Annotated in this window: 16 protein-coding genes; 9 read left to right on the forward strand and 7 right to left on the reverse strand. The window is 29.0% G+C overall.

The genetic code is table 11. From position 1 onward, the window contains the following. Positions 1–528 carry a carbonic anhydrase gene (locus tag Q9969_RS04495; RefSeq protein ID WP_305514183.1) on the forward strand — a complete coding sequence of 176 codons (528 nt, stop codon included), beginning with the start codon at positions 1–3 and terminating at the stop codon, positions 526–528. A 318-nt stretch (positions 529–846) separates the two neighbouring features. On the opposite strand, the gene Q9969_RS04500 is transcribed toward Q9969_RS04495, so the two are convergent. From Q9969_RS04500 to Q9969_RS04510, 3 genes are all read right to left on the reverse strand, one after another. After that, positions 847–2,055, reverse strand: a complete 1,209-nt coding sequence (locus Q9969_RS04500; RefSeq protein ID WP_305554907.1) for an ATP-binding protein — start codon at positions 2,053–2,055, stop codon at positions 847–849. A 546-nt stretch (positions 2,056–2,601) separates the two neighbouring features. Then, on the reverse strand, positions 2,602–2,844 hold the full coding sequence (locus tag Q9969_RS04505; RefSeq protein ID WP_305514179.1) for a hypothetical protein: 243 nt from the start codon (positions 2,842–2,844) through the stop codon (positions 2,602–2,604). 17 nt (positions 2,845–2,861) lie between these two features. Beyond that, positions 2,862–3,302 carry a hypothetical protein gene (locus tag Q9969_RS04510; RefSeq protein WP_305514177.1) on the reverse strand — a complete coding sequence of 147 codons (441 nt, stop codon included), beginning with the start codon at positions 3,300–3,302 and terminating at the stop codon, positions 2,862–2,864. Between the two features lie 1,346 nt (positions 3,303–4,648). Here Q9969_RS04510 and Q9969_RS04515 point away from each other — a divergent pair. The 6 genes from Q9969_RS04515 (at position 4,649) to Q9969_RS04540 (ending at position 12,994) form a co-directional block, all read left to right on the forward strand. Then, entirely contained in the window at positions 4,649–4,984 is a 336-nt protein-coding gene (locus tag Q9969_RS04515; protein ID WP_305554909.1) for a hypothetical protein, read from the forward strand. Continuing rightward, a complete protein-coding gene (locus Q9969_RS04520; protein WP_305554911.1) occupies positions 4,981–6,246 on the forward strand; it encodes a chitobiase/beta-hexosaminidase C-terminal domain-containing protein in 1,266 nt (421 codons plus the stop codon). Before Q9969_RS04515 ends, Q9969_RS04520 begins: the two co-directional genes overlap by 4 nt. Positions 6,247–6,393: 147 nt before the next feature. Continuing rightward, positions 6,394–9,330 carry a right-handed parallel beta-helix repeat-containing protein gene (locus tag Q9969_RS04525; protein ID WP_305555023.1) on the forward strand — a complete coding sequence of 979 codons (2,937 nt, stop codon included), beginning with the start codon at positions 6,394–6,396 and terminating at the stop codon, positions 9,328–9,330. A gap of 23 nt (positions 9,331–9,353) precedes the next feature. Further along, positions 9,354–10,124, forward strand: a complete 771-nt coding sequence (locus Q9969_RS04530) for a hypothetical protein (protein WP_305554913.1) — start codon at positions 9,354–9,356, stop codon at positions 10,122–10,124. Positions 10,125–10,942: 818 nt separating this feature from the next. Next, positions 10,943–11,935 (forward strand): ketol-acid reductoisomerase, encoded by a 993-nt coding sequence (gene ilvC / locus Q9969_RS04535; protein ID WP_305554915.1) that lies wholly within the window; start codon positions 10,943–10,945, stop codon positions 11,933–11,935. A gap of 54 nt (positions 11,936–11,989) precedes the next feature. Continuing rightward, the gene (locus tag Q9969_RS04540) at positions 11,990–12,994 is read left to right on the forward strand and encodes a methanogenesis marker 12 protein (RefSeq protein ID WP_305554917.1); all 1,005 of its coding nucleotides are present in this window, start codon (positions 11,990–11,992) and stop codon (positions 12,992–12,994) included. Here the strand turns inward: Q9969_RS04540 and Q9969_RS04545 are convergent. Further along, positions 12,991–13,188 carry an LSM domain-containing protein gene (locus Q9969_RS04545; RefSeq protein WP_305513754.1) on the reverse strand — a complete coding sequence of 66 codons (198 nt, stop codon included), beginning with the start codon at positions 13,186–13,188 and terminating at the stop codon, positions 12,991–12,993. The two genes, Q9969_RS04540 and Q9969_RS04545, sit on opposite strands and share 4 nt — an antisense overlap. Before the next feature lie 76 nt (positions 13,189–13,264). Here Q9969_RS04545 and Q9969_RS04550 point away from each other — a divergent pair, with 76 nt between their 5' ends. Beyond that, positions 13,265–13,408, forward strand: a complete 144-nt coding sequence (locus tag Q9969_RS04550; RefSeq protein ID WP_305554919.1) for a hypothetical protein — start codon at positions 13,265–13,267, stop codon at positions 13,406–13,408. A gap of 5 nt (positions 13,409–13,413) precedes the next feature. On the opposite strand, the gene surE is transcribed toward Q9969_RS04550, so the two are convergent. Further along, positions 13,414–14,190, reverse strand: a complete 777-nt coding sequence (gene surE, locus Q9969_RS04555) for a 5'/3'-nucleotidase SurE (protein WP_305554921.1) — start codon at positions 14,188–14,190, stop codon at positions 13,414–13,416. A 122-nt stretch (positions 14,191–14,312) separates the two neighbouring features. On the opposite strand from surE, the gene Q9969_RS04560 reads away from it, so the two are divergent. Beyond that, positions 14,313–15,245 (forward strand): restriction endonuclease, encoded by a 933-nt coding sequence (locus Q9969_RS04560; protein WP_305554923.1) that lies wholly within the window; start codon positions 14,313–14,315, stop codon positions 15,243–15,245. 21 nt (positions 15,246–15,266) lie between these two features. Here Q9969_RS04560 and Q9969_RS04565 read toward each other — a convergent pair whose 3' ends face one another. After that, entirely contained in the window at positions 15,267–16,337 is a 1,071-nt protein-coding gene (locus Q9969_RS04565; protein ID WP_305554925.1) for an oligosaccharide repeat unit polymerase family protein, read from the reverse strand. A gap of 1 nt (position 16,338) precedes the next feature. Continuing rightward, positions 16,339–17,688, reverse strand: coding sequence for a Ni-sirohydrochlorin a,c-diamide synthase (gene cfbB / locus Q9969_RS04570; RefSeq protein WP_305554927.1), 1,350 nt, complete (start codon positions 17,686–17,688; stop codon positions 16,339–16,341). Positions 17,689–18,018: the final 330 nt, after the last annotated feature.

Genomic DNA, 18,018 nt, shown 5'->3' on the forward strand with positions numbered 1-18,018 from the left:
ATGACCATTTTGGAAGATGTATTAAAAGACAATAAAGAATTTGTTGAAAATTTTGAAGGCACAGAGATGTCACACCATGCGCAAAAAAAATTAGCAATCCTTACTTGTATGGATTGTCGGTTAATAGACTTTTTTGAACCAGCACTTGGTCTTAAAAGAGGCGATGCAAAAATAGTTAGAAATGCAGGAAACTCAATTGTAGGCGAAGATGCAATTAGATCAATCGGAGCAGCTTTATATAATTTAGGTGCTGAAGAAGTAATGGTTGTAGGTCACACTGAATGCGGTATGGCTGGTGCAGATGCTGAAGCCCTTAAAGCTAAAATGCTTGAAAGAGGTATTGCAGAGGGAGATATTGCAAAATATAATCTTGAAGAGTGGATTGGCGGATTTGAATCTGAAGAAGAAAACGTCAAAAATGTTGTTGATAAAATTAAAAACCATCCATTGATTCCTGATGTACCTGTTCACGGTTTAATTATAGATATTGTAACAGGCGAATTGAAAGTTTTAGTAGATGGTTATTAGCCCATCTCTTTTTTTATTTATGAGTGTCTGCCAAAACTCAAAAATTAATTTTGAAAGAATACTGGGACGGATATGACTTCTCAATTAAATAACATTAACGCCCACCATCAGCTATTCGAAACCATTGCATATATGTCCCAGTTCAAAATCGGATTTGATATTCGAAATGGTTTCCGTTAATGTTAAAGTCATTCAAGTAAATTGAATGAAAAAAGCAGTTATTTCTTTTATCAACAATATCTGTTGGAAACATAAAGTAACAACTAATACAATAAATTACAACCATCTGTTTATCAAATATTGTCTTAAATTTAATTTTTATATATAATCTGAAATTAAAAAGTCTATCATGTTCCTGTGTTTTAATCCATTTCCGGAGAAATCTAGTTTGTCCATGCTTAAAACATATTTGTCAAAGTTATCGTTTATTTTTGCAAGTTCTGAAAATTCCCGTTCTATTGTTTTATCATTTTCTAATTGGTATGTTACTTGGATATAAATTTTTTCTTTGTCTTTGGTGCAGACGAAGTCTATTTCCTTTTTGTTTATCATTCCAATTTTAACATCATATCCTCTTCTGAGTAGTTCTATGTAGACTATATTTTCAAGGATTGAACCCATGTTTTCTATTTCTCCATATTTTGCTTGATAGAATCCATGATCAACTAGGAAGTATTTTTCGTTGTGTTGCAGTACCTTTTTTCCTTTTATGTCTTCTCTTGGTGCCTGATGTATGAAACATGCATTTTTTGAGTATAGGATGTAATCTAGTATTGTGTCTTTTGATATTTTTCTTCTCTCGTGTTTCATGTATTTGGCGATGTTGCCTGCTGAGAAGTTTTTTCCAAGATTCATTATTACATAGTCAAGTATTCTGTTGAGTATGTCTGTGTTTCTGATGTTGTGTCTTGTGACAATGTCTTTTAGGAGTATTGTATTGTATATGTCCCCCAGATAGGAATATTTGTCTTGTTGTGCTACTTGTTGTATTGGAGGCATTCCTCCATATTCCACATATTCTTTAAATAGTTCCTCCAAGTCTTTTGTGTCTGTTTTTTCTATTTCTTTTTTGTATTGTATGAATTCAGCGAATGAAAATGGGTAGATGTTTATTTTGTAGTATCGCCCAGAGATTAGTGTCGCCATTTCACCGGAGAGCAGTTCTGAGTTGGATCCTGTTATATATATGTCGCAGTCCAGGTCTACTCTGCATGCGTTTATGCTTTTTTCCCAGTTTTCTACATTTTGTATTTCATCAAATAGCAGGTAAATTTTGCCTTTTGTGTTTTCAGTCAGGTTTATTATGCATTCATCGAGCTGTTTGAAGTTTTCTATTTTGTTGTATTTCATGGATTCAAATGAAATAAGAAACATGTTTTCTTCATTTACTCCTCTGTTTTTTAGTTCTTCCTGAATGCTTTTTAATAGATATGTCTTACCGCTTCTTCTAACACCTGTAATAATTTTAATAGGTTCCTTACCTATTAATCTTTCAATTTGGTTTAAGTACAATTCCCTTTTAATCATTTTTTCACCGAACAATACTTATTGCATTAAATTTTGTATTTTAAAATATATAAATTTTGTCGAATATAATCGATAATATTAATAATTTTAATATAATCATCTAGTACAATCTACAATACATATGATTTTAATGTAATTGTCGAATACAATCGACAATATACTGACTTATAATCAAATAATAGATTATGCTCCAATATTTAAGTGGTTTTGCTTATAAATGAAAATAATTTTACAAACTCATACAATTATTGCTTCAAATATGAAAATAATACCTATATTAAATAAATTTAATTAAAATAAGATAAAATAACAAGTTATTCTTCAGAATGTTAACAAATTTAATACAAAAGCAGAAACAATTAGTCCATAAAATAACAAAGTTTAGCAAAAAAATAAAATTATGAAAAAACAGTTTAGTTTGTTGCAGATATTGGATTTTGGAGTGTGTCTTTTTTGCCAATAATTGTTCCTATATAAAAAATACAACATGTCAATTCGACCTCTGCTCTTTGTTCTTGATTCAATCCAATTTAAACCACCTAAATTTTATTTTAAGGGTTGATCCAGTAATTCTTTTAATTTGAATGCAGCGGATTTGTTTAGTATTATTTGGGTGTCTGATTCGTTTATTATTTCAATGTTTTCGCCGTCTGAAGTTAGGCGTTTGTTAAATAGGATTAATCTCACTTCCTCATCATCTGCACCTACACCTACTGATGATGCATAAATTATTTCTGAATCAGGATCAATTATCATGTTTTTATTGATTGGAATTTTTTCATTTCTCATGTTAAAAACCTCATAATTTATACTATCAATACATAATTTTCATTTACATCTTCAATGTAAACATCATAACTTTCTTTTATTCGAATTTCTTTTTCTAGTTGGATTAAATCTACATCAGGACTGTTTTCATCAAAAATTTCATCCAATTCTTCATCACTTAAATCATCATAAGGTTCATCAGCATAATTCATTGCTTCTTCAATTGCTGTCTTGTTTAATTCATCTAAAAGCATATTTAAGTTCACTACAATTGGAGATTGTAAATTTAAACGATATTTTGAGTTAGTGCTAATAACTAATTGTTTATCTATTAAATCATCAATGAATTTGTTTAATGTAATCCTAGAGATTTTAGCTCCAACTGCAATTTGTAATTTGGATAATTCGGCAAATGGATTCATCAATAAATAATCGATTACTTTTATTTGAGGATAATCACCTAAGATTTCATCTAACATAATAAACACCTCTGTATACTAAATATACAATCAGTCATTTAAATAATTTGCTATTGTATATACTCTATCCAACAATTTGTCCAAATATTACCAAGTTGAAAGTTTGTCTGATGACCATTATCAAATCCAAACAATATACCAAAAATTTAATCAACAATTTCAATAATAGAATTACATGAAAAACATTTTATAACGCCAAATGTAAACTATAGTGTTTTACTAAATATTCATACCTAAATATTCATTGACCCAGTTGTGTAGAATGAGGTTAAATCGACTATTTTGTAGAATTCTCCTTTAAATATTTTCTATTAACTCATTTAAGTTTTCATATATCATTTTTATTTGCCTTTTAAGTTGTCCTAGGGAGCATTTGGTAGTATTATTTGCAATGTACATTTTTGTACATGAGTTTAAAATCTTAATTTTTTTAGTCTCTTTCAAAAACTTGTGTGATTTGAATTTTTACTAGTTTTTGAGCCATGAAATTTTTTCGTTTTACTGTTGTTTCAACAATTTTTGCTGTTAAAATATGTTTAGAATGAATGTCTAAAAAGCGAAACTCTTGCTCGAATTCTTTTTTCCCTTAACAAATTTTTATCACCAACATGGGAACTGTATACGGGTTAATGTAACATTCGGCAGATCAAATATGCTGCCATCACAAGCACAAACAATATATCCTTTATATTTTGAAAATCCAGAAAATTTATCCATATAATTTCTCAATAAAAACATTCATTTAAGTCGATGAATGCCTGTGGGTTGATGAACATTCTTATGTTTTCCAATTGCTTGACTTGAAATCGTCTCGAAATCTTTTTTCATCATTAATGTGAAAAATCTTATCGATTCAATATAATCCTGTACAGCCTCTTTGAGAAAGAATATAAACCATACAATCTTTTTGATTCATTTTCCTTTCCTTAATGAATCTATTGGCCTCAGTAATATATTTTTTTGACACAAAACAATCAAATATTTTAAAAAAATCTATGATGAATCTATCAAAATAATACATCAGTCCACCTCCAATTAACTTAATCAGTGACTAAAAAAACTTTAATCACTAATATTAATATTTATAGTTAATAATATATAAAATAAACTATGCTTAATTATTGAAACTAACTATAAGTAAATTAAAACTATTCAATAAAGTATCAGAATAAGCACAGGTAAAATCAATTAAAATAAGTAAAAACTAAGCAATTTAGTAAAAAAAATTAAGAATAAAAAAAGAAGAAAAACCTTAAGTTTCTAGGAATGTCACTTAACCGTAAAGAATATATATCATGAAATAAAAAAATAAAATATTATTGCTATTAAACTAAAGGAGTGTAAATTTGAAGAATATAACTAAATTTTTATGTATATTAATATTTTTTTGTTTTATAATTTGTTTAAACTGCACTTATGCAGTTTCAGACAATGCAGTCGAAAATGATACGTTAAGCGTCGATTATCAATCAGAGGATATCTATTCTGATAGTATAGATGTTTCATCAGATGATAATCATGTTGATGAAAAAATTGAAAATTCATCAGATGTTAAAATTAAAGACGATAATGTGAAACCCAGTAATGTTGTAAAAAAAGCTAGTTCTACAGTTAAAACAACTATTACTGCAAAAGATGTGCTAAGTATTACCAAGACGGAACTACTCTTAAAGCTTATTTGAAAAATTCAAACGGTAAAGCATTATCCGGGAAAAAGATTACATTAACTTATTCTGGTAAAACTTACTCATGTACAACCGATTCCAAAGGTTGGGTTAGTTGGAATGTTCAAAAAGGACCAGGAACCTATTCAGTGAAATTTTCTTTTTCAGCAAGCGGTTATGCAAGAAGCAGTAAAACAGTAAAAGTTACAGTAAAAGCAATGCCAACAACATTAACTGCAAATAATCTTGCTTTCACATATGGTGATGGCAACAATAAGTTGAAAGCGACTCTAAAAGATAAAAATGGAAAGGTTTTAGTAGATAAAACTGTTGTTTTTAATTTTAATGGTAAAAACTATAATCAAAAAACTGATTCCAAAGGAGTTGCAACACTAATAATTGGAGCAGGACCAAAAAAATACACAACAACAATTTCATTTACAAATTCAAATTATGTAACCAGTAAAAAGACAGTAACCGTAACAGTCAACAGTATCCCTACAAGTTTAACAGTGAATGATTTAACTTGTAATTATGATGACAGCAATGCATACTTATATGCAACTTTAAAAGATACCAAGAATAATAAATTTTTAAGTGGACAAACCATCACATTTAAAATCAATGATAAAAGTACAAATGTAGTTAGTGACAGTAATGGGCGAGCAGGAATTAAAATAGAAGAAAAACCCGGAACGTATAATGTTGAAGTCTCATTTGCTAAAAGTCCATATGCAAGTGTTAGTAAAAAAATTAATGTAAATGTAATATCATTTCACCCAACAGTGAATTATGATGGTGGATTTTACAATAACTCTTATCTAAATTTATCATTAAACATAAATAATGCTAAATTGATTAAATATAGTTGGGACAATAATAATTGGAACCAATCTAATAAATCAAAGTCATTTATCTTGACAAATGGCATTTATGATTTATATTACAGCAACGGCACCTGTAGTATTTACCATGAACATTATATAATTGACAATAAACGTCCACTCGTCTGGAGTAATTTGGATTCCGATTTATATAGCTCACCTATTCTTGTAAATTTGACTAGCTGGGATAATCTTGATCAAAACCCTAAAATTTATTATTCATTAAATGAATCAAATTTCAGATTATATGAAAATGTATTAAGTATTTCCAAAACTACCTCTTTACGATTTTATGCAATTGATTTTAATGGGCATAAAAGTGAAGTAATAACCTGCAATTACATTTTTGAAAAAGTAGGTAATTTAAATTCAGGTAAAGGATACACAACAATTTAATCAGCAATTAATGATGCGAATACTCATAATGGAGACGTAATTAAAATTGGTGAAGGTTTATATAATGAACAAATAACTGTAAATAAATTTATTAATTTAATATCAATTAACGCTACATTAAAAGCCATAGACTCTACTCATCCAGTTATTGGAGTTACCAATGGAGGAAGCAATAGTGTTATTCGTGGATTTAAAATTAAGGATTCTTCTTTTGGAATTGTAATTTATCAAGCAGAAAATGTTACTCTCATTAATAATCAATTTATTAATGTGGTTAGTTCTATAGAAACTGATTGTGATACAAATACTTTGATTGCTTATAATTCAATTGATTCAAATAAGTTCATAAATTCCATGAGAGGTATAAGTGTTAGAAAATCCGATAATCTTATGGTTTTAAATAATAATATATTATTAAATTCTAATATGGGTGCTGGAGGTATTCTTGTTTTAAATAATACTTCAAATAATATTTCAATTGTTAACAACAATATTATCAATAAAAACAAGTTAAATGGTATTGGATTATATATTCTTTGTCCGAATATAAATATAAATTCCAATAATATTTCAGATTTTGATACTGGATCATATGTAATCTCTTATAACTCCCACGTGCTTTATAATGAATTTAAAAACAATAAATATGGAGTATTCTTAAGAGTTTCAGTTAATAATACTTATGCTTTTAATAATATTCATGATAATAAATTATGTGGTTTTGTTTTAGACGCCTCTCTTTTATCATATGATGATTCATTTTATTTAAATAGATTATGTGATAATGGTCAATATGATTTTTATTCCGAAGCAAATTGCTCTTATGTTATAGATAATAACTGGTGGGGTGAAAATACTCCTAAGATTTCTACAAGTCGCAATGTTCTTTCTAATGTTTATAATGCTACTGGAAATTTAATAATGAACACCTGGATGGTTGCACATTTATTTTCATCATCTTATAAAGTAAATGAATATAGTCAAATTGAAAGAGCTAAATTCTATGTTGATTTAACTTATAATAATTTGGGAAATAAATTATCTTCATTAGGATATATTCCAGATAATCTTGAATCTTTTATTTCTGTATTTAATGTTGATGGAAATAAAAAGTTTAATACAACTTATTTAAAAGACGGAAAAGCATTTGTTGATTTTGAATTAAGTAGTTTATTTGCAAATCATGACCATATTTCAGTTATGGTTATTTTTGATAATGAAAAAATAGTTAACACATTTAATAAGAATGCAACAATAGACATAACATTATTTTCATCTGCATGGGATGTTGAAAATAATTATTTTGTAAACAAAACATATCATATCCCATTTAGTAATAATGCCTCTTGGATTACTTTTAGTTGGGGTGAAACAGGATTATATTCTGGTAAAATTTATATGATCGTTAATGGAGAAATTATTGATGAAATTAATATCAACAATCTTTTTTATCAATATTTTAAAAATAATTATTCGACAAAGGTTTTTGAAGCCATTAAATTTTTAAATAATGTTTTTGCAAGTATGAAAGAAGGTGTTTGGGAGCCTAATGGCTACTATTTAAGTTTTGCAAAAGCAGCAAATATTGATGCAAGTAATTTTAATTTAGTTTATAATAGATTCTTAAATTATCTGCAATTAGATTATAAACTAACTAATTCAGAATTAGATTTCGTTAAAAATCATAAAAACTATTTTATTGATATGATTGAAATGACTGCGGATTATCATGGTGACGTAACTCCAGACATTAATTTTGAATATAATGGACAGCATAAGCTTTTAAATCCACCATCCAGTTATGCGTACCGTATAAGCAATATCTATTATACTGATATTACTGATGAAAATAATATGAGCATTGGTTATGAAGGTATGCGCAGTTTTGCAGTTGTTAAAAATAATCTAACAAGCAATGATTTACGTTACTGGTTAGATCAAAAAGAACTATATGCACCAGGTTTGATGAAAGCCGCTTATGGTACATTTTTAACACCATTAATTGTCATTTACGAAAATGACCGTGTCGCTGATGAGTTTGCGACTGAATTTAATGTAACTTGGAGCCGTATTAGTCCAGCATGTGTTTCACTATGTAATGATTATAACAGTCTGTACATTACTGGTGAGTCTGACCATAATATGGGTCGTGAAGCCATAGGAAACATTAGTAATGTTTGGAAGTTTAATTATGCTACAAGTTTCAGTTTCAGTTTAGTGGAACAATTAGTCGGCAATAATGTATGGAATACAACAGTAATTGGCAGCGTTACTCTTGGTTTAATTGAAAGTTTCATGAACAATGAAACTCTAGAGATATTCACCAGTAATGGTTATACTTTTATCAAACATGCAGACGATAATAGTACTTTATTATTTTTAGATTTAGAAACAGGTATTGTACGTGATTACTTTAGTAATTATGGATTACTTGGAACAATGCCCTGCTACCATGACAACATAACAGAAAATGCTTGGAATTATGGTGGAAAAATATTAAATAAATCAAGTAATGATTATTCTGATTTAGAATCCATTGGGAATTATTCAATAAATAATGTTTTATTCAATACCTCTCTTGGAAATGATTGGTCTGAATTGGAATCATTTTTTACTAGTTTAATTGTTGGAATTGTAGGTGGAGAATTAGTTTTAGCAGGCATTACTCTTACAGCAGGGGGATTAATTACAGGTGATATTCCCGTATCTATCGCAGGAATATTTTTATTTGCATCAGGAGAAGTTGGATTATTATATGCCGATGGATTATTAGATGGGGAAATAACCTATATTGATGCGGCATTTTTCCTTTTAGATAATGGTTTATCTTTTATTGGGTTAGGTGGCACTTTAAAAATAGGTACACAAATTACCAAAGTTACTGTTGAGCGAATAATACTTTCAAAAGGAGGAAAAATTGCAACTATAACTTCAATCAAAATTGATGAGAAGTTGATTAGATATAATCCAATTGAGTTAATATTAAAAAACAATTATGATGATCCAGTTATTCGTCAAATAATTAATTTTTTCAATACCAATATTGTTCCTCCAGTATTTAAAGAGGCAATCGAAAATAAATAAATAAATAAAACAGAGGAAATATAATGAAATCATTCGCTGAAATTATGAAGACTAGTTGGAGAGATTTGAATTCATATGAACTTAAATATTATACATTGGGTTTGATTATAGAATGCGAACTCTTATCATTCTTCACTTCAGTTTTCATTGCATTTTTAATTGGAGACTTTAATTATTTATTAATTTCATTTACGGGTTTATCTTTTTCATCACTAATAATAATTTTAATTATTTATAAACGTGATTATTTAAATGAGAGGTATGTTTTATTTGATATGAGGTATCCTGGAATTTCATATCAGGGAATGGTTTTCATTTTATTTGGAGTTAGTGGATTATTATCCACTGGTGTGGGAATTTTAGCTTTTAAACAAGGTGGTTTGTATTCCACTATTGCTTTTAGTTTAATAGAATTTTTCCCACCCCTATTTATGTTTTTGAAATTAAATGTGTATAATAATGAGAGTAGAGGGTGTTTAAATGACTTTAAGAATAACATGACTTTTGGATATCATCCCTTTTATTATTATATGTTATCTCTTATGGTGTGTAATGGTCCAATGGGCATTTCACTTTTATGGATATTTAAAAGCATTTTTCAAAATGTAATGTCTTTGAATCATAGTTTATTTTATTTTTTACTATCATTCTGTTTATTTTGCTTTGTACTATCTCCAGATAAAATTAATAACATAATTCCATTTGAATTAAAAACAGAAAAAGGATTTAAAAAATATGCCTTTTTATCATTAATTTTAACAACCACATTATTAATATCAATGATATGGAAGTAATAACATGTTTATAGGAAATGATAAAGGTCGTCAATTAGCAAGATATATTGCTTGGATATATATTATTTTATGGATTTTATTCATTATCTTTATGGTAGTTAGATTTAATCTTAATGAACTTTTTGAAATTGATTTGATAATACCATTAATTATAACAACTATTGTTGACATCTTATTGTCATTAATTATTTACATATCGTCATATAAAATTAAAAATAATAATCAATTATGTATTTTATATAATAGCGTTATTTGTTTATTTTCAATTTTTTGGTATTTTAATTGGTTTGGGTTAATTTTATTAATACTATTTATAATTACCATAGCAATAATTAAATTAGAAAGGGACACTTATTAAAAATTATATAAATGACCATAAATTAATTAGATTTGGACTTCATAAATTGGTGATTTATCGAAATCATAATCCGTTGCAGGTATTTCATATATGATTTTATTTTTGGATGAATTTTTTCTCCTCATTGCAATTAATATTTATGAGGACATGTCAATTATAAAACTTTTTTTAATGCAAATTATCTTAATAATCTATGACATATTATATTATAGATGCAGATTTCCTATTTTTAAATCGTGTAGTCAAGATTGCAAAACTTGTTCGTTTCATTCGCTATGAGCATTCTAAAAATGTTAGGGATATTTTCATAACAACTTATATACTAGGATGTATAAAAATTACGTGCCGAGAGTGTGAAAGTATTCATAAACACAAATCTTTTAGTTACTTTTATTAATAATTAACAATCATAATTATTAAGTGATATTTTAAGATATCTTAATTTTTAACAAGTGATATTATGAAAATGTATTATGACGACGATGTAAATACAGATGCTCTTGAAGGAAAAACCATTGCAGTAATAGGTTATGGTTCACAAGGAAGAGCTCAATCTAGAAATATGGCTGATAGTGGAGCTAACGTTATTGTTGGTGTAAGGGAAAATGGTAATTCTTGGGATTTAGTTAAAGAAGATGGCATGACTGTAAAAACCATTGAAGATGCAGCTGCTGAAGCGGACATTATTCACATTTTGCTTCCGGATGAAATCCAAGAAAAGGTATATGCAGAGCAAATTGCACCTTATGTTGAAGCTGGAAACACTATTTCTTTCTCTCATGGTTACAATATTCACTTTAAATTAATTAAACCTGGAGAAGACGTAAATATTGTAATGTTTGCCCCAAAAGGACCGGGATCAATGGTAAGAAGAACTTATGAAGAAGGATTTGGTATTCCTGGTTTGGTAGCAGTTGAACAAGATGCAACTGGTGACGCTTTACAATTGGCATTAGGTATGGCAAAAGCATGTGGTTTAACCAAAGCTGGTGTTTTAGAAACTACATTTAAAGAAGAAACTGAAACTGATTTGTTCGGTGAACAAACTGTATTGTGCGGAGGAGTTACTGAATTAATCAACGCGGGATTTACAACTTTAGTTGAAGCTGGTTACCAACCTGAAATCGCTTACTTTGAAACTTGTCACGAAGTAAAACTAATCGTTGATTTAATCTATGAAAAAGGTTTCGAAGGAATGTGGACAGATGTCAGTAACACTGCTGAATACGGTGGATTAACTAGAGGTAAAACCATTATTACTGATGAAGCTAGAGAAGGTATGAAAGTAGCTTTAAAACAAATACAAGATGGCACATTCAAAAAACAATGGGCTGAAGAAAACGCAACTAATGGAGCTAACTTAAAAGAAATGCGTGCAGCCGAAGGTCAAAAAGACATTGAAATTGTTGGTAAAAGATTAAGAAAAGCTTGTGGATTACAAAAAGACGATTAAATGCCTTTTTTCTTTTTTTTATTTTATTTTTAATATATTTTTAGTGTGGTAATCATGGTATTTATTGGAATGGACCATGGAACAACTGGAATCTCTTTTTGCATAATGTCTGATGGGGGGGATGTTATTGATGTTTTTAAAATTGGAAGGGAGGAAAGTAAAGACGGTCTGGTTTCTGCATCAGAAGAACTTAAAAAGCGTGTGGATTTCAGTGATGTTAAATTAATGGCAATTACATATGCAATGGGTGACGGAATTAATCAGATTTTGCCAACGGATAAAGTTAAAAATCGGGGGATATTGTCAATTAATGGTGCAGGTAAAGTAACCGGCGGCGGAACATCCGTATTCAGCGAACTTGAACAATTGGATATTCCTTCAGTCATGATTCCCGGTCTTCATAAAGACTCTGAATCTTTAGATAAACTGTTTAGGGCAGCTTATTCACATCAAACAAGTCCAGAAAAGGTCAGCATTTCATATAATGCTATAAAAGAAACTGGGTGGAGTAATTTCATCGTTGCGGACATATCATCTAACAGTGTTGATATTTTAATTGAAAACGGTAAAATTAAAGGGGCTGTTGATGCATGTTTAGGTGCAATGGGTGTTGTTCATGGACCGCTTGATTTAGAAATGCTTCGCGATATTGATGAGAACGATGCATCAGCTAATACATGTTTTTCACATGCAGGCGCTATTAAAATAGCAGGTATTGATGGAAAAGTTTCCAATATGAAAAATCAACTTTTAGATAATTATCGTGAAGGCGATGAGAAAGCTAAACTTGCAATCGATACATTAATAATGACTGTTGCAATGGAAATAGCTGGTTTGGAGATTGTTTGCGAAAATGAAATTGAAGGGGTTGTATTAACCGGTTCTATTGGGAGTGCGGCTGAACCATTTAACTTTAAAGATGAGATTAATAAGTACTTTAAAGATAAATATGATTTAAGAATAATTTCAGCAGAATCAGGAGCGATTGGCGCAGCTCAAATTGCAATGGATGTTTATAATGGTGAAAAAGAGATATTGGGTGTTAAAGTTAATATCTAATCTTCTTTTAAATTTATAAATATTATATTTCCGCCTTTAATGGTTTCAAGGTTATTATTATTTTCTAATACAAGATTTAAGTAATTGTCAATAGCCACCACTTTACCTTCGGTTTGATAATTTCCTCTTAAATCAACACTTACATATTTATTTTTAAATTGACTAAAAAGTTTGTTTACAGTATCATCACTCATTATTTCAAATCCTTGAATATTCTATTTTTACATTAGTTTTTCAACTTTAAATACTTTAATGTTTATAATATATATTATGGCAATTAATCAATTAGAAAGTAATTTAGAAGCTATTACCCGTACAATAGCCAAACTTAAACAAGAAGGTTGTACTGATGAGAAAGTTTTAGGAGAACTTAGAGAAGAAAGAGATAAAATACTTAAAGATTTAAATTTATAAGTATTTTAATCTAACCATTCATGTAATGATGCCATATCTCCAGTCATATCGATTTTTATTGGAGTTATTGTAGTTTTTCCTAAATTACGTAAAGCATAACCGTCACTTTTAGATTCGTATGATTCATAAGGTTCACCACCAATCCAATAATATGGTTTTCCACGGGGATCTAGGCGTTTTTCAACATGTGGAGTATACATCCTTTCGCATAAGTTAACAATTTTAAATGAATCGTCTGAAGGATTAGCAGGAATATTAACGTTTAACAAGTCGATTCCTTCAGGTAAACCTTTTTTTAAAACAATTTTAGTCAGTTTGTTAAGCATTTTTTCAGCAAAATCAAAATTAACTTCTATGTCTCCATTTTCAAACTTAATATCGTCACGAGTAACTTCCTGGGATATTGCAATTGTTGGAATTCCAAAAGTTGCAGATTCAATAGCGGCTCCTAGTGTTCCAGATGTTGTAAGTTCTGCTTTACCAATATTAAAACCAGTATTTATTCCTGAAATCATTATATCAGGTTTTTCATCCATTATTTCAAATAAAGCTAGTGTTACAGCATCAGTTGGTGTTCCTTCAACTCCTAAACCTTTACTCCCGTCTTTTAAGGTATATTCATTTATTCTTAAAGGGTCATACAATGTTAACGCATGACCAATTCCACTTTGTTGAGTTTCAGGAGCTATGACATAGGTTTCACATAAATCTTCAATGGCCTTTTTACAAGCAAGGATTCCTGAAGCGGTTATTCCATCATCATTACTAATTAACGCTTTCATATATTTATTAATAGCATACTTTGTTAAAATAATTTTAGGTTGCAATGAAATATAAAAAGGTTTAATAACAATTTAATCTATAAAATATAATAATCATTTAAAAAACACATATGGGTGGAAACTTGGAAAAACCACAATTGATTAATTTTATAGCGAAGGTAATGGAAGATTCTGGTTTTAAGGTTTATAAGAATTTTAAAACCTCACAGAAAGTCATTGACATATATGCTATTCTACCCACTACAATTGGGGATTTTGGGGTAGTTGTAGCATGTAAAAATTATGATAAAGAATTTCAGATTGGTGTCGATGTTTTAAAAGAAATGGAAGATGTACAAGAGAGTATTAAAGCTTCTAAAGTAACTATTGTGACCTCAGCATATTTTTCTGAACAAGCTAAAAACTATGCAATTAGAAAAAATATTAAATTAGTTGACAGGGATAATTTACTTGAATTGGCTAAGAAATATCAGGACAGAACTAAACAAACAACTCTTGATAATACACCATATGATGGCGGTGCATCTGGTTATATTGAAGAAGACTATCCAGAATACAGTTATGATGCTTCAGATATGGAGTATATAATGCAGAGAAGGGATGCTAATCCACATGTTTATAAAAATACCTTATACAGACAAGTTGATGAGCCTAGGTCAAGAACAAGGTTTTTAAATAGACAACTTGATGAACCTAGAGGTGGATTTTTAAATAGGGCACCATCTAGAAATAGAGGACATTATGGTCAAACTAATTTATATAATTATGATACAAGAAAAAGTCATTTTGGGCCTGATTCATTATTCTTTAAAATTATTAGCAATCCAATCGGCTTAATTATTTTAGTAGTGATCTTTTCATACTTGATTTCATTTATTGCAGGGAAATTAATTGGAATGGATTCAGGCATGACAGGTTTAATAGAAATGTTCGCTGCCTTAGCTCTATCATATGGGGGATCATTCTATATTGATAGGAATGCTGACTTTATTGTAAAAGGAACATTCATATTCTTTATTTCATTAATAATTTTAATCATATTAATTTTTGTATAAAAAGATTAATATTAGGATTTTTCATTTGGGTTGGGTTTTTAATTTCACTCCACTCTTTCCTTTTCTGTAAATTATAATTAAATAAATCAATCCAATTAAGTATAAAAACCAAATCATGATGTCTGTAGGACCTGTTTCTATCCAAATTAGCGTATGTGTCAAAATAATGGAATATATTCCGATTCCAATGCCTTTTTTTATTTTATGTATTAATCCTAAAAATGTTCCCATAAATAACATTTGAACTGTAAGGCCGACATATCCAAAATCAAGCATCACCGGACCAAATAAAGTTGATGTTAAACATACGGTATAATGCAGGACATATTCACCGATAAATGTTCTAGGACTTCCTGATGAGAAAATCATTGATAATATTTTACCGTTTGTTGTTCCTGCAAGTGGAATGATCTTTTCAAATACTTCTAAAGTAAATCCTGCGCGGTAAAATATTAATTCTAATGGGTTCAATGTCCATGTTTGACCTATAATTGATTGAGATGCAATATAACCAATACCGGCAATTCCAGCTATTATTATTGCAATAAATAGTATTCCAAATTTCCTTGATATTTTATCTAAATAATATAGTGTGATAAATGTACTTCCTAAAATTCCTAAAACAGATGTTCTATAACCGTTTAAGCCGAATATTAAAGCTCCAAGCATTACTAAAATTAAATATTTCCGATTATAATATTTGGCAAGTAAAAAGTTAACGCCTATTAAAAATAATGGATAAGCGATTCTCCAAATATTGGTTGTAGCATTTGCTTTTAATTCGCTGTTAAAAAGCGGAATTCCTCCGAGCAAAACAAGATTAAGTGCTTGTAAGATTAATGCAACAATAGTTAAAATTAAAAGTAATTTTTCACTTAAATAGTCAATTTCAGATGATTCAAGAGTTATTTTGTATTGGATTGTTATCAAAGATATTATAAATACTGTACAGGAAAAAATAACGGTTAAAATCACATTTGAATTTAATGGATCTTCGAATCGGTAGTTAAATGAGCCAATATAGCCCATTGCGAGAAATGCCAAAATAGCAACTACTGCAATTGATGGATTAAAAAAATCATGGTTTTTCATTTTAATCTCCCAATTCTCTTGCAGAAATTGCTAAATTACCTCCAAAATTAGGCATAGCTGCAACATGTGTGTGAACATAACTTGCAAGAGTGTTTTTTTCCATAAAACCATCTTGTAGGTTATAAGAACCTTTTCCTCTTGTGACTTTAAAAGCCAAGGGATTTTTTAAATTATCAACAATAACTTTTGAATAGTGGAATTCATGTCCATTGAAGACTTCTCCTTTCTTTGAAATAATATTATCTTCTTGCACTTCAGCAACGGTATATTTTAATGCTTGCACTCTATCGGTTAAGACAGATTTATATGGATAAATTCCAACTTGTTTATCATCATGAATAGCATCCATTAAATACATCAAACCTCCACATTCAGCAAAAATAGGTCTTGATTCATCATGGAACTGTTTAATGTCCCTTAACATTTGAGAATTTTGTGATAGTTCTTTTGAGAATAATTCAGGATATCCTCCACCGATATAAAGGCCATCAGCATCAGGTAGGCCTTCATCATTTAAAGGTGAGAAATATTGTATTTTGGCATTGTTCGCTTCTAAAGATTCAATGTTTTCTTTATAGTAAAAATTAAACACTTCGTCATAAGCAACTGCAATTTTAACACTTTGTTTATTTAGTTTATTCCAAATTGGAATTGTTTTTGAATTTATTTTTGGAGCTGATTTAGCTATTTCAACTAATCTGTCTAAGTCAATTGATTCTTTAATGGTTTTAGACCAAATATCAATAAATTTAATTGAAGTTTCCTTCTCCCGTGCTGGAACAAGGCCTAAATGTCTTTGTTCAATCGAAATATCGTCATCTCTTTTAATGCTGCCGATAACTTCAGTATTGGTAATTTCTTCAATTGATCTTTTAGTCTTTTCGTAATGTGCGTTATTTTTAACTTTATTTAAAATAACTCCCGCAATATTGATTTCTGGGTCAAGACTTTTAAAACCTAAAACAAGTGCAGCAGCACTTTTAACAAGACTTCTAGAATTAATAATCAGTATTACTGGTGCTTCTAGGGATTTTGCAATACTTGCGGTACTTCCAATATCATTAATTGAATCGATTCCTTCATATAGTCCTCTAACGCCTTCAATCACAGCAATATCTTTGCCTTTCATTCCTTTTAAGAAAGAATCTCTAACTTGCCCTTCTTTCATGAAAAACGAATCCAGATTTCTTGATGTATTGCCGGTAGCAAGTGTGTGGTAGGAGGGGTCAATATAGTCGGGTCCAACTTTAAATGGTTGGACATTATATTTTTCACTTAAAGCTTTCATTATTCCAGTTGCAACAGTTGTTTTTCCAACTGCACTGCCTGTTCCTGCTAAAATAATTCTCATAGTTATATAGTATTATATTGTTTATTTAATTAATTTTGGTATTTAAAATTCTAAGTATTACCTTTTTTCAAATTTTAGTCAATAAATATTACCTTTGTTACTATTTATTTTTGCGGTAAATTTGTTTGAAAAAGTTATGCTGCTTTTAATCTTTTGGTAAACCTTAATTTAAAAAATAAACAAAGGAATTATTTATCATGAAAAAATTATAAAAAATCAGTATTTTTATATTTTTTTTAAAAATTTTATAATTTTATTAAAATTTTTTAAACATAATAATTACAATATTGCAAACATCATAAAAATTATTTAGTTAAGTATATATATTAT

Source organism: Methanobrevibacter sp. V74 (assembly GCF_963082495.1).
Taxonomy (GTDB): domain Archaea; phylum Methanobacteriota; class Methanobacteria; order Methanobacteriales; family Methanobacteriaceae; genus Methanocatella.